Source organism: Pseudomonas sp. G5001 (genome assembly GCF_013385475.1).
Lineage (GTDB): Bacteria > Pseudomonadota > Gammaproteobacteria > Pseudomonadales > Pseudomonadaceae > Aquipseudomonas.
This window is the reverse complement of record NZ_JACAPZ010000017.1, coordinates 23,496-36,100: the sequence shown is the minus strand read 5'-3', so window position 1 is coordinate 36,100 and position 12,605 is coordinate 23,496. Positions and strand designations below refer to the sequence as shown.

Annotated in this window: 13 protein-coding genes; 4 read left to right on the top strand and 9 right to left on the bottom strand. The window is 62.3% G+C overall.

What is annotated here, in order from left to right:
• The first annotated feature begins 87 nt into the window (after positions 1 to 87).
• Positions 88 to 699: an LpxA family transferase gene (locus tag HX805_RS15050; protein ID WP_087693858.1), complete on the top strand. Its 612-nt coding sequence runs from the start codon at positions 88 to 90 to the stop codon at positions 697 to 699.
• 505 nt (positions 700 to 1,204) lie between these two features.
• On the opposite strand, the gene HX805_RS15045 is transcribed toward HX805_RS15050, so the two are convergent.
• From HX805_RS15045 to HX805_RS15010, 8 genes are all read right to left on the bottom strand, one after another.
• Positions 1,205 to 1,975 carry an SDR family NAD(P)-dependent oxidoreductase gene (locus tag HX805_RS15045; protein ID WP_008431301.1) on the bottom strand — a complete coding sequence of 257 codons (771 nt, stop codon included), beginning with the start codon at positions 1,973 to 1,975 and terminating at the stop codon, positions 1,205 to 1,207.
• A 26-nt stretch (positions 1,976 to 2,001) separates the two neighbouring features.
• The gene (rhaT, locus tag HX805_RS15040; RefSeq protein ID WP_102605252.1) at positions 2,002 to 3,060 is read right to left on the bottom strand and encodes an L-rhamnose/proton symporter RhaT; all 1,059 of its coding nucleotides are present in this window, start codon (positions 3,058 to 3,060) and stop codon (positions 2,002 to 2,004) included.
• Positions 3,061 to 3,100: 40 nt separating this feature from the next.
• The gene (rhaM, locus tag HX805_RS15035) at positions 3,101 to 3,421 is read right to left on the bottom strand and encodes an L-rhamnose mutarotase (protein ID WP_102605251.1); all 321 of its coding nucleotides are present in this window, start codon (positions 3,419 to 3,421) and stop codon (positions 3,101 to 3,103) included.
• Positions 3,421 to 4,302, bottom strand: a complete 882-nt coding sequence (locus HX805_RS15030; RefSeq protein ID WP_177116999.1) for an amidohydrolase — start codon at positions 4,300 to 4,302, stop codon at positions 3,421 to 3,423. Before HX805_RS15030 ends, rhaM begins: the two co-directional genes overlap by 1 nt.
• A gap of 70 nt (positions 4,303 to 4,372) precedes the next feature.
• Complete coding sequence (gene aldA, locus HX805_RS15025; protein ID WP_177116998.1) at positions 4,373 to 5,806, bottom strand: aldehyde dehydrogenase; 1,434 nt, start codon at positions 5,804 to 5,806, stop codon at positions 4,373 to 4,375.
• A 10-nt stretch (positions 5,807 to 5,816) separates the two neighbouring features.
• Positions 5,817 to 6,617: an HpcH/HpaI aldolase/citrate lyase family protein gene (locus HX805_RS15020; protein ID WP_177116997.1), complete on the bottom strand. Its 801-nt coding sequence runs from the start codon at positions 6,615 to 6,617 to the stop codon at positions 5,817 to 5,819.
• 11 nt (positions 6,618 to 6,628) lie between these two features.
• Positions 6,629 to 7,813: an L-rhamnonate dehydratase gene (gene rhmD, locus HX805_RS15015; RefSeq protein WP_102605248.1), complete on the bottom strand. Its 1,185-nt coding sequence runs from the start codon at positions 7,811 to 7,813 to the stop codon at positions 6,629 to 6,631.
• A 15-nt stretch (positions 7,814 to 7,828) separates the two neighbouring features.
• Complete coding sequence (locus HX805_RS15010; RefSeq protein WP_177051389.1) at positions 7,829 to 9,124, bottom strand: MFS transporter; 1,296 nt, start codon at positions 9,122 to 9,124, stop codon at positions 7,829 to 7,831.
• Positions 9,125 to 9,241: 117 nt separating this feature from the next.
• Here HX805_RS15010 and HX805_RS15005 point away from each other — a divergent pair, with 117 nt between their 5' ends.
• The 3 genes from HX805_RS15005 (at position 9,242) to HX805_RS14995 (ending at position 11,726) form a co-directional block, all read left to right on the top strand.
• Entirely contained in the window at positions 9,242 to 10,183 is a 942-nt protein-coding gene (locus HX805_RS15005) for a LysR family transcriptional regulator (protein ID WP_177116996.1), read from the top strand.
• A 92-nt stretch (positions 10,184 to 10,275) separates the two neighbouring features.
• A complete protein-coding gene (locus HX805_RS15000; RefSeq protein WP_087693848.1) occupies positions 10,276 to 10,794 on the top strand; it encodes a sigma-70 family RNA polymerase sigma factor in 519 nt (172 codons plus the stop codon).
• A complete protein-coding gene (locus tag HX805_RS14995; RefSeq protein ID WP_177116995.1) occupies positions 10,791 to 11,726 on the top strand; it encodes a FecR domain-containing protein in 936 nt (311 codons plus the stop codon). The genes HX805_RS15000 and HX805_RS14995 overlap by 4 nt, the downstream gene beginning before the upstream one ends.
• 163 nt (positions 11,727 to 11,889) lie before the next feature.
• Here the strand turns inward: HX805_RS14995 and HX805_RS14990 are convergent, their stop codons facing one another.
• Positions 11,890 to 12,603, bottom strand: a complete 714-nt coding sequence (locus HX805_RS14990; RefSeq protein ID WP_177019626.1) for an ABC transporter ATP-binding protein — start codon at positions 12,601 to 12,603, stop codon at positions 11,890 to 11,892.
• Between the last annotated feature and the right edge of the window lie 2 nt (positions 12,604 to 12,605).

Here is a 12,605-nt window from a genome sequence, read left to right as displayed (position 1 = left end):
GGTGGATAAAATATCCATATCTATACAAACTGTAAAGTTGCATTTCATGCTAGCGTTTCGGGCTTCTCTGATCTGGAGGGCTCGACGTTGATTCGACTGACCGATTACATCGCTGATTTTTCCCGTTCGCCGCTGGCACCCTGGGTGGATCTTGCGCCGTGGGAGTTGGTGACCCAGGCGCCGGAAATCGTTCGCAAATTGCTGGCGGGGCTTTCTGATGATGACTATGAGATTCATGACGAGATTGCCGTGCACCGTACTGCGGTCGTGGAGGCGGGCGCTGTTTTGAAAGCGCCGCTGATCATCGGCGCCCACTGTTTTATCGCTGCCGGTGCCTACCTTCGCGGCGGTTGCTGGGTGGATGAATATTGCATCTTCGGACCGGGTGCCGAGCTCAAGACGTCCTTTGTCTTCAGCGGCAGCAAGTTGGCGCATTTCAACTTTGTCGGTGATTCGGTATTGGGCCGCGGGGTTAACCTGGAAGCCGGCAGTATCGTGGCCAACTACCGGAACGAGCGTGACGACAAGGAAGTGCAGGTGCGCATTGACGGGCAGTTGCAGCGCACCGGCTGTGACAAGTTTGGCGCGCTGCTTGGGGATCAGTCGCGGGTTGGAGCCAATGGTGTGTTGGCACCGGGAGCGGTGCTTGCGGCGGGTAGTGTGGTTAGGCGTGGGGAGGTTTTCGATTGTGAGGGGTAGGGGGTTTTTGGTGTACATATCCGTTAGTTGAGTAACGGCTGCTTATGGTTTCGCTCTTACAGCGACTCGCTTTGGAAAAGCCGGAATGCCGGCCCAGCCCAAAGTAAGCACAGGGCTCTGCCCCGCCTGTCGGNNCTCGGGCTTATTGGGGCAGTCAGAGCCAGATCAAAATCAAAAGCAAGAGCACAGCGGCCTACAGGCCGGCTTGAGTGGTAGAAGCCAGAGCAAGATCAAGGGCGCACACGGTCCAAATGTGGGAGCGGGCTTGCTCGCGAATGCAGTCTGTCAGTTGATGCATTGGGTGACGGACACACCGCATTCGCGAGCAAGCCCGCTCCCACATTTTTTGACCGTGCTCGCTTTAGATTTTGATTTTGCTCTTCAACACTCAAGTCGGCTTTCAGGCCGCTGTGCTCTTGATCTGAGGCGCCCCGTTAAACCACGCTGGCCGAACGCAGGTAGCACGGGGCAGGGACGCCCCGTCGCGGCGGCCCGCTTCCCAACGCTACTGCAAGTTGACAAACAATCCCCCGTCTACCAACAGCGAAGCTCCGGTCACATACCGCGCCATGTCCGAGGCTAGGAACACGATGGGCCCCGCGACGTCGTCGGGTTCACCCAGGCGCCCCAACGGCGTGCGCGAAGTCATGTACGCCAGCTTCTCCTCGTCGGCCAAGTCTTCCTTGTTGATATCGGTGGCAATCGTTCCCGGCAGCACCGAGTTGCAGCGAATACCATACGGCCCCAACGCAATCGCACAGGACTGCATCAACGAGTGCAGCCCGGCCTTGGTCGGCGTGTAGTGCGTCTGCATCCCGCCACCCACCAGCGCACTGATGGAACTGACGGCGATGATCGCGCCGCCCTTGCCCTGGTTTTTCATCTGGTTTGCCGCCGCTTGCACGGCGAAGTAGGCGCCGTTGAGGTTGGTGTTGACCGTCTTCAGGTACACCTCACGCGGCATGTCGAGAAACGAGTGGAACGGACAGATCCCGGCGTTGTTGACGAACACATCCACACTGCCGAATGCCTTGAGCGCGCCGGCCACCAGTTTGTCGCCGGTGTCCGGATCAGCCGCATCGCCGCCCACCTCCACCGCTTGGCCGCCGAACGCCTTGATTTCCTCGATCAACGAAAACGCCGCTTCAGTGCCTTGGCCGCTACCACTGTGGCCGATGACCACACGGGCACCCTGGCGTGCACATTCCCTGGCGGCGGCGCGGCCGATTCCACGGGAGGCGCCAGTAATAATCACGGTTTTGTCTGCAAGTAACATAAGTGAACTCCTGAAAAAAAGCGGCCTCAGCCGAGATAGTTGCCGTAACCGACCATGGCAATGGCACCGAGAATCACCGCGATACCCGCGGCCAATACGCCTTTGTTGGTGGCGCTGGTGCCCTGCCATTCGCGGAAATACAGGCCCCAGCAGTTGGATACGATGATGATGAAAGACATGTGCAACACCCACGAACTGGCGTCGTTCTGCAGGCGGCTTTCGCCCATGCCGTAGAAGAAAAACTGCAGGAACCACAGGGTGCCGGCACACGCCACCAACAGGTAGTTGCCAAGCAGCGGAGTGCTGCGGTCGGTGTAGTTGTGGAACGTGCGGTTGCGCCAGTTCAGCCACAGGCACCAGAGGCCGTTGGTGGTCAGGCCACCCCACATGATCACCATGAAGGTCACGTTGTTCTGGAACAGGCTGTTGGCGCCATGCTCGACAGCCGCGGCAGCCAGTGGGCGCCCGGCTGAAATACCGTAGCTGAAGCACGCGCTCAGCACCCCGGAGATCACCGCAACCAGCATGCCCTTGGCCACCGAGAACTCGCTGATGCTGGCGAATTTCACCGCTTCCGGCACTTCTCGTTCCTTGATCAGCCCGGCCTTGCCGCACACGGCGATGCCCACCAGCGATACCGCCACGCCCCACAGCACCCAATGCCCGCCCTGGGAGGCGAGCATTGAGGTCAGGGTGCCTTCGGTGGCGTCGGTGAACAGGTCGCGATACAGCGCCGGCATCAAGGCGCCAAGGGCCGAGGTCAGGCCCAGTACCAGCGACATGCCCAGGGACAGCCCGAGGTAGCGCATGGTCAGGCCGAAGGTCAGCCCGCCGATGCCCCAGAGCACGCCGAACAGGTAGGTCCAGAGCAAGGTGCTGCTGTCGGCCTGGCGCAGGATGTCGGCCCAGCCGGGCACGGTCAGTTGCGCGGCAATCAGCGGCACGATCAGCCATGACACCAGGCCGCCGGTGATCCAGTAGCTTTCCCAGGCCCAGCCGCGGACTTTCTTGTAGGGGATGTAGAAGCTGCCGGAGGCGAAGCCGCCGATGAAGTGCAGAATCACACCGAAGAGAATGATTTCCACGTAGTCGAATCCTTTTTTATTGTTGTGGTAGCGCGCTGTTTCAGCCTGGGGTAAGGCTGAACATCGGGATTAAATCCACGCTGACGGGCGAGGCGTCCGGCTGGCTGGGCATGATGTCTTGCATGTACTGCCACCACCGTTGCATAAGCTCGGTGCCCGGCAGTGCGTCGAGCCCGTGCCGCTCTTCGTGGGTCATCACGGCGAACAAGGCGTTGCTGGCCTCGTCGAGGAAGATCCGGTAGTCCACCACGCCGGCATCACGCAGGGCCTGGGCCAGTTCGGGCCAGATCTCATCGTGGCGTCGACGGTACTCGGCGTGCTGACCGGGGTTGAGGTTCATGCGAAAGGCTCGGGTCTGCATTACTTGCCTCCGTGGGGTGGCGTAGGACTGTAGATGCGCACCGCGTTGTGCAGGAAAAACTTGCCCTGTACGTCCTCGGGTTTGCCCGCCATGCAGGCTTTCACCAGGCCCAGGGTGGTGGCGAAACTGGCCAGGTGATCGCTGTTGGGCCAGTCGCTGCCGAAGAAGCAACGGTCTTCGCCAAAGGCTTCCCACAGCACGGCCAGGCGGTCGTTGTAGAACGCCGGGTCAAGGATCAGACCCTGCGGGCCGACCTGGGGGATTTCCGCCAGTTTGGCAAATACATTCGGCCGCTCTGCCAGGCGCATCAGGTCGGCGTGATACGCGGATTCTTCGCCGGCGGGCACGCTGGCATTGGGCAGGTGATCGACGATGATGCGCAGCTCGGGCAAGGCATCGCTCAAATGCAGCAGCCCTTTGATCAAGCGCGGATTGGGGTTGGCGCTGTCCAGGCCACGCCCGTATTCGGCGAGGCGGCGCAGGCCTTCGATAAAGCCGGGGCGCTTCTGGTCGTCTGGCAAATCGCGGTCCCACAGGTTGCCGTAGCGCAAACCGAGGAACAGCGGTTCATGGGCCAAGGCATCGAAGTCTGCCGCAAAGTCGCCGTGCAGCGGGTCAAGGTTGCCGACGAAACCGAGCATGCGCAGGTCGCTGCGCAGGGTCTCCAGCAACCAGCGGTTGTCGTCGCGCCACGGGCTGGCTTCCACGGCAATCGCGCCGATCACGTTATGTTCGCCTGCCAGCGGCCAATAATCCGCCGGCAAATGTGCGGCATACAGCGCGTTTCCCGGCTCGGGCCAGGGAATACCCTGGGGGCGGCGCGGGTCGAACAGGTGCAAATGGCTGTCGATGATCGGCCCGCTGTAAGGGGTAAGGGGCATAGCGCAATCCTTCGGAACAATGGATGGGGAAGGGCCCGCACGCTACCGCGCCAAGGCCCGTTGCACCACTTCAGCTCTGCAAGTACACCGCATGGGTGTGGGTGTACTCGTACAGGCCGTGCTTGCCATCGGCGCCGCCGATCCCGGATTTACGCACGCCGGCATGAAAGCCTTGCATCGCCTCGAAGTTCTCGCGGTTGACGTAGGTTTCGCCGAACGACAATTCGCGCACCGCCTGCATCGCCTTGCCCAGGTCGCGGGTGTAGATCGAAGAGGTCAGGCCGTAGTCGCAGTCGTTGGCCATGGCGATGGCCTCATCCAGGTCGTCGACAATCTGGATCGGCAGCACGGGGCCAAAAATTTCTTCGCGCATGATTTCCATGTCGGCGTGGCAACCGGCCAATACCGTCGGCTGGAAGTGAAAGCCCTGGCCCAGGTCGGCGATCTGTCCACCGGTGACCAGCGATGCACCCTGGCTCAAGGCGGTGCGTACCTTGCGATTGACGCTGTCCAGGCCTTGGCGGTTGATCAGCGGGCCCATCTCCACATCGGCCTGGGCGATGGGATCGCCGTAGCGGGTGGCAGCCATCGCGGCGCTGATGCGCTCGATGAACTGGTCAGCCACCTTGCGCTCCACGTACACCCGTTCGGCGCAGTTGCACACCTGGCCGCTGTTGATGATCCGCGAGTCGCGAATGGCGTTTACCGCGAGGTCCAGGTCGGCATCGGCGAGGACGATGGCAGGTGCCTTGCCACCCAGCTCGAGGTTGAGCTTGGTGATATGGGGGGCGGCGGCAGCCATGATCCGCGAGCCGGTGGCGACGCTGCCGGTGAAGCTGATCATGTCCACGCCCTTATGGGCGGTGAGGGCGCCACCGACGCGGCCATCGCCGCAGACCACATTGAATACCCCGGCCGGCAGGTCGGTCTCGGCCACCAGTTTGGCGAACTCGAAGCAGTTGTTCGGCGTTTCTTCGCTGGGTTTGATCACGATGGTGTTGCCGGTGAGCAACGCCGGGGCCATCTTGCGGGCGATCAAAAAGAACGGGAAGTTCCACGGCAGGATGCCGGCCACCACACCCAGGGGTTTGCGGAACAGGAAGATATTTTCATTGGGGCGGTCGCTGGTGATGATCTCGCCTTCAATGCGGCGCGCCCACTCGGCCATGTAGTCGAGGTAGTCGGCGGTGAAGTTGACTTCCACTTCCGCCAGGCCGCTGACTTTGCCTTGCTCCAGGGTAATGGTGCGCGCCAGGTGGGCGACGTTTTCCCGCAGCTTGGCGGCGATGCGGCGCAAGTGCCCGGCACGTTCGATCGCCGGTTTGCGCGCCCAGTCTTTTTGCGCATGATGTGCGGCAGCCAAGGCTTGGTCGATGTCTTCGGAGGTGGACGCCGGGACCTTCGACAACAGGGCGCCGGTGGCCGGGTTCAATACATCCAGGTGCGCATCGCTGGAGGTAAAGCGGCCGTTGATGAAGTTCTGGTAGACCGGTACGGATGACATGCTTGGCTCCTCAGTAAGTACGTGACGGTGCTTTGGCGTCGGCGGCGGGGCGATAGCGGGCCAGGGTCGACATGGCACCCTGGCGCAGCAGGCTGATGTCGATGGCCACCGCAATGAACTGGCAGCCCCAGGCTTGATAGCGGCGGGCGTCGTCTTCGTTGGGCGCGAGAATGCCGCAGGCCTTGCCGGCCGCCAGCGTGGCATTGACTGCGTACTGGATGCGCTCCTGTACCTCGGGGTGCCCGGGATTGCCGGGGTGACCGAGGCCGATGGACAGGTCGGCGGGGCCGATAAACACCGCGTCCACGCCTTCCACCGCCGCAATCGCCGCGACGTTTTCAACGCCGCGACGCGACTCCACCTGCACGATCAGGCACAGCTGTTCATGGGCGGTGTTGAGGTAATCCGACACGCCGTCCCAGCGGGTGGCGCGGGTCAAGCCGCCACCAACGCCACGAATACCGTGGGGCGGATAACGCATCGCACGCACCAGGGCCTTGGCTTGCTCGGCGGTTTCGACCATCGGGATCATCAGCGTCTGGGCGCCGACGTCCAGCAGTTGCTTGATCAGGTTGGCGTCGCTGCTTACCGCACGCACCACCGGCGCAGTGGCGTAGGGCGCCACGGCCTGGAGCTGGTTGAGCACGCTGGGCACGGTGTTGGGGGCGTGTTCGCCGTCAATCAGCATCCAGTCGTAACCGGTGCTGGCGACGATCTCGGCGGCGTAGGCGGTGGCGAAGCCGGCCCAGATCCCGTATTGCGCAGCGTCTTTACGCAGCGCAGCCTTGAAAGCGTTGTGGGGCATGTTCATGGCAGGAATCCTCAGCGGTTATACGGACGATGCAGTTGGCAATCGGGGTTGAGGTCCACGCCAAACCCGGGCTTGTCGAGCACCGACAGGCGCATGCGGCCATTCACCGGCACCGGCTCACCGAGCAGTTGCGGGTGGAACATCGGCACCACCTCATCGGCCTTGGGCGCCATCATCAGGAACTCGGCGAACGGGCTGTTATGGCGGGTGGCGACGAAGTGGTAGCTGTAGACCGACGAGCCGTGAGGCACCACCAGCGCATTATGGGCGTCGGCCAGGGCGGAGATTTTCACCAGCTCGGTGAGGCCGCCGCACCAGCCCACATCCGGCTGGATAATGTCGCAGCAACCCATCTCCAGCAGCATGCGAAAGCCCCAACGGGTAGCCTCGTGTTCGCCGGTGGTGACCAACATGCCTTTGGGCACGTTGTTGCGCAGGGCGGCATAGCCCCAGTAGTCGTCGGGCGACAGCGCTTCTTCAATCCATTTCAGGCCGTATTCATGGGCGCCGGTTGCCAGTTTGGTGGCGTAGTTCAGGTCCAGGCTCATCCAGCAGTCGAGCATCAGCCAGAAGTCCGGGCCGACCCGTTCGCGCATGGTGGCCAGTTCCTCGAGGTTTTTGCGCAGGCCTTCTTCGCCTTCCGATGGGCTGTAGTGCAAGGGCATCTTGCCGCCGATAAAGCCCATCTTCTGTGCGAGGTCCGGGCGGGCGCCGGTGGCGTAGAACTGCAATTCGTCACGCACCGCGCCGCCGAGCAACTGGTGCACCGGTTCCTGGCGGATTTTGCCGAGCAGGTCCCACAGCGCCAGGTCGACACCGGAGATCGTGTTGATCACCAGGCCCTTGCGGCCGTAGTACAGGGTGGACTGGTACATCTGGTCCCAGATTTTTTCGATATCGGTGACGCGGGCGCCTTCCAGGAAGCGCGCCAGGTGCTTCTCGACGATATAGGCGGCGGGCTCGCCACCGGTGGTCACGGCGAACCCGACGGTGCCGTCGCTGGCCTCGATTTCGACCACGAGCGTGCCGAGTACGTTGATCCCGAAACTGCGGCGACTCTGGCGGTACTCGGGGTATTTGCTCATGGGGGTGCTGATGTGATCGTCGATCCAGTGGCCGTCTGCCTGGTCGTGGTAGTCCGCGCCGCCGCCGCGCAGCACAAAGGCGCGCACGTGCTTGATTGTGAGATTGCCCATGGTGTGACTCCTTGATTAAACAGTGGCCGGCGTGTTCGTCGCTTTATGGCCTGGGGAATGGATACCGAGTACCAGCAAGGCTGCGACTACAGTGGTGGCGGACAGCAGGTAAAGGCCGGCCGCAGGGGAGTGAAAGGCGGTTTCTGCCCAGTTCTTCAGCACCGGGGCGATAAAACCGCCGAGGGCGCCGAAGGAGTTGATCAGGGCGATGCTGGCGGCCGCTGCGCTGCCGGCCAGGTAGCTGGACGGGAAGGTCCAGAACACCGGTTGCACGGCGATAAAGCCCGAGGCGGCAAAGCACAGGGCGAGCATGCCCAGCAGCGGGTTGGCAAAGGTCACCGAGCAGGCGATCCCGGCGGCGGCCATCAACAGGGTCAGGGACGCGGCTTTGCGGCGTTCACCGGTGCGGTCGGAGTAGCCGGGAATCCACCACGCGGCGAACAGCGCGCAGACCCAGGGAATCGCCGAGACCAGGCCCACCATCAAGCCGACCCTGGTCCCCAGCAGCCCACCGACCTGGGTTGGCAAGTAGAACACCACGCCGTAAACGCTGGCCTGGATCAGCATGTACACCAGGCACAGGTACAGCACGCTGGGCTGGCACAGCACAGTGAGCAGGCTACGGCCGTGAGAGGTTTTGTGCTGGTCTTCGCGGTCGAGCAGGTCCTGGATCTGGCGGCGCTCTGCAACGCTCAGCCATTTGGCATCGGCGGGGCGGTTGTCCAGGTACCAGTAGGCCCAGATGCCAACCGCGGTGGCCATCAGGCCTTCCACCGCGAACAGCCATTGCCAGCCGTGCAGCCCAGAGAACCCGTCCAGCTCCAACAACAGGCCCGAGAGCGGGCTGCCGAAGATGAAGGCCAGGGGCGCGCCAAAGTAAAAGAAACCCATGGCCTTGCCGCGCACGGCAGAGGGGAACCAGTAGGTGAGGTAGAGAATCACCCCGGGGAAGAATCCGGCTTCGGCCACGCCCAGCAGGAAGCGCAACAGGTAGAAGCTGGTTTCGTTATGGGCAAACATCATGGCGGCGGACACCAGGCCCCAACTGACCATGATCCGGCACATCCACAGGCGGGCACCGACGCGATGCATGATCAGGTTGCTCGGCACTTCCAGCAGCGCATAGCCGACAAAAAACACCCCGGCGCCAAAGGCGAAGGCGGCATCACTGAGGCCGGTGTCGGCCTGGAAGGCTTGCTTGGCGAACCCGACGTTGGCGCGGTCGAGGAAGGCCATGATGTACATCAACAGCAGAAAGGGCAGCAGCCGCCAGGAAATCTTGGCGAGCAAGGACGCAGGCAGGGTCTTCATTGTTCAGTCCAGTTGTTTTGTTCTTATGGGAAGGACTGTACGGCGCTCCATCTATACGCTACAAATCGAATCTCGCTTACAACTGATAACCTCAGGGTATCGATAACAAGGAAAAAAATGAGTAGTCCCGCAATCTCCCGCAGCCTGTTCAACCGCCTGCGCTACAAGCATCTGCATATGCTGGTGGCCTTGAGTTCCAGCCAGAACCTGCACCGTGCGTCCCAAAGCCTGAACATGTCGCAGCCGGCGGCGACGCGCATGTTGCGCGAGATCGAGGATATGTTTGCCTGTGACCTGTTCGAGCGCCTGCCCCGGGGCATGCGCCCGACGGCACTGGGAAAGGAATTGATCCGCTTTGCCGAGTCGGCGCTGAGTGGCCTCGACCGCTGCGCCGAGGAACTGATGATGCGCCAGCAGGGCGGCTACGGGTATTTGTCGATCGGCACCATCATGGGCGCGGCGCCGGACCTTGTGATGGACTCCATTGCGCAGATCAAAACCCTCAACCCGCAGATGCGCATTCGCATCATGGGCGATACCAGCGACCAGGTGATCCAGTTGCTGGAGCAAGGCCGCATCGACCTGGCCATCGCCCGGCGCAACGCCGCCACCGACAGTGAGCATTACACCTTTGAGCCCCTGGGCAACGAACGCATGCTGGTGGTGGTGCACGCCGGCCACACCCTGGCCCAGCGCGAGCATCTGCCGCTGGCGGAACTGGTCAGTGACTGGCCGTGGATTCTGCAACCGCAAACCAGCCCGGCGCGCATTGGTTTTGATGAAGCATTGCAACACCTGGCCTTGCCGCAGCCGGCGGACATTATCGAGTGCAGTTCGGTGTATTCCATGCAGCAACTGATTCAACTCACCGACGCGATCATGGTGCTCTCGGAAAGCGCCCTGCGGGATTACTTGAAAATGGGCCTCGTGGTGGCCTTGCCGGTGGTGCTGGAGGTGCAACTGGCACCGTTCGGGATGCTGCTGCGCAAGGGCGACCCGGTGAGCCGCGAGTTGGGGTTGTTTATCGACATGCTCAGGCAAAAGGCCGCAATGCTTTAAACATCGTGTGCAAAAGAACGTGGTACGCCGGCAGGTTATTAAATAGAATGAATCTCATTTGAGACTGACTCGCGCCGCGCAGGTTACTTGCCATGAATGATGCTGTAGTGCCGACGCACCTCGCTGAACCCAGCCTTCACACGTTGTACCGCGACCACCGCAGCTGGCTCGAAAGCTGGCTGCGGCGCCGCTTGGGCAACGCCTGGGATGCGGCCGACCTGAGCCAGGACACGTTCCTGCGGGTGCTGGCCAGCGCGCAGCCGATTGCGCAATTGCAGGAGCCCCGGGCCTATCTGGTGACGGTGGGCAAGCGCTTGCTGGTGAATTTTCACCAGCGGCGCAGTCTGGAACAGGCGTATCTCAATGCGTTGATGCAGTTGCCGGAGGCTTGCGTGCCGTCGCCGGAGCAACGCTGGTTGCTGCTGGAAACCCTGCAAGCCCTGGATGAATTGCTCGACGGTTTGCCGGCGGTGGTGCGCCGCGCGTTTCTCTGGAGCCAGCTGGAAGGACTCGGCTATCGGGAGATTGCCGAGCGGCTCAAGGTGTCCGAGCGTACGGTCAAGCGCTACATGGCCCAGGCTTACGAGCATTGCCTGCTGGTGGAACTGTGAGCCGTACTGCGCCGGATCTCGCCCGGGCGGCGGCGCAATGGCTGGCGTTGCTGGAATCCGGCAGCGCCACCGAACGTGATCACGCCCGCCTGCAGCAGTGGCGTGACAGCCATCCCCAGCATGAGCAGATCTGGCAAAAAGCCCAGTCGCTGCGCCAACGGTTTACCGACTTGCCGCCAGCGTTGGCCATGGCCAGCCTTGATCGTCCGCAACCGGGACGGCGTGCAGTACTCAAGCGTGCCTTGGGCGTCGCCGCGTTGTTGCCAACCGCGTGGTTGCTCAGCCGGCAATTGCCTATCGACGTGTGGCGCGCCGACCTGCACACCGCTACTGGCGAACGCAAGCGAGTGCCGCTGGTGGATGGCAGCAGCCTGCAACTGAATACCGCGAGCGCGGTGGACGTGGATACGGCCCGGCGCCGTGTGACGCTGGTGGAAGGGGAGATGGCGTTGACGGTGCCGGGGGCTGGTGCGCTGACGGTGCAGACGCGTTATGGCCAGGTGATCGTCAGCCAGGCTGAAGTGTGTGTGCGGCAGTTGTCTTCCGGGTGTTTGGTGTCGGTGTTGAAGGGCGCGGTGCAGGTGCAGGACCTGCGTGGGCAAGTGGCGACATTGCAGGGGGGGCAGCAGGCACGGTTGCAGGCGTCGGGGATGGGCGCTGCGGTGGGGTTTGATGCGTTGCAATTGGGTTGGCGCGACGGTGTGCTGACTGCGCAGAACCAGCTGTTGGGTGATTTTTTGCGGGAGCTGGAGCGGTATCGGCCAGGGGTGATGCGTTGGGACTCGAGCCTGGAAACGCTGCGGGTGACCGGGAGTTTTCAGTTGGCCGATACCGATCGAATTCTTGTGTTGCTGGCGTCGACGATGGCGCTGGATGTGCAGTTTCGTACGCGGTATTGGGTGACGTTGACGCCACGTAAATCGGCTGCTTGATGCGATCCTTGTGGGAGCGGGCTTGCTCGCGAAAAACCTGAGAGCGCCGCGTTGAATCAGGATGCCCGCGTCATCGTTAACGACCTTCGCGAGCAAGCCCGCTCCCACATTTGAACCGTGCCCGCTTCAGCTTTTGATTTTGGGCGGACTCAACACGTGCCTTTCAGATCACATGCGCCCGCTGCAGCTCAGTCAACGCCAGTGCCTTGAGCCGCGCCAACAGCGGATCCCGCCGATCCCGCGGATGCACCAGCTCCACCGCCAGCTCCTGGCGAATACTGCTCGGCCGGTTATCCATCACCAACACCCGGTCACTCAGGTACAGCGCCTCGTCCACATCGTGAGTCACCAGCAGCAGGGCGATCCCGTGGTGCTCGGCCAATTGCAGCAGCAGGTCCTGCAGCTTCATGCGGGTAAACGCATCCACCGCGCTGAACGGTTCGTCCAGCAACAGCACCTGCGGCCGTGAATACAGCCCGCGAGCAATCGCCACCCGTTGCGCCATCCCGCCAGACAACGCCTTGGGCAACGCCTGGCCAAAACCCGTAAGCCCAACCTCATCGATCAACTGCGCGACCCAGGCCTTGTCATAGCCAACGTCATCGCTGAAACCAATGTTTTGCTCCACCGTCAGCCACGGCATCAGGCGTGGCTCCTGGAACACAAACGCGACCTCACCACCACCTTGCAACAGTTCCCCCTGATAGTCCTTTTCCAGCCCGGCGACGATCCGCAGCAAGGTGCTTTTGCCGCAGCCACTGGGGCCCAGCAAACTGACGGCTTCCCGCGGCTGCAAGGCCAAATGGACGTTGGTCAGCACCGTCGTCGCGCCGAAGTTTTTCCGCTCGACGCGAATGTCCAGTAGCGCTTCACTCATGC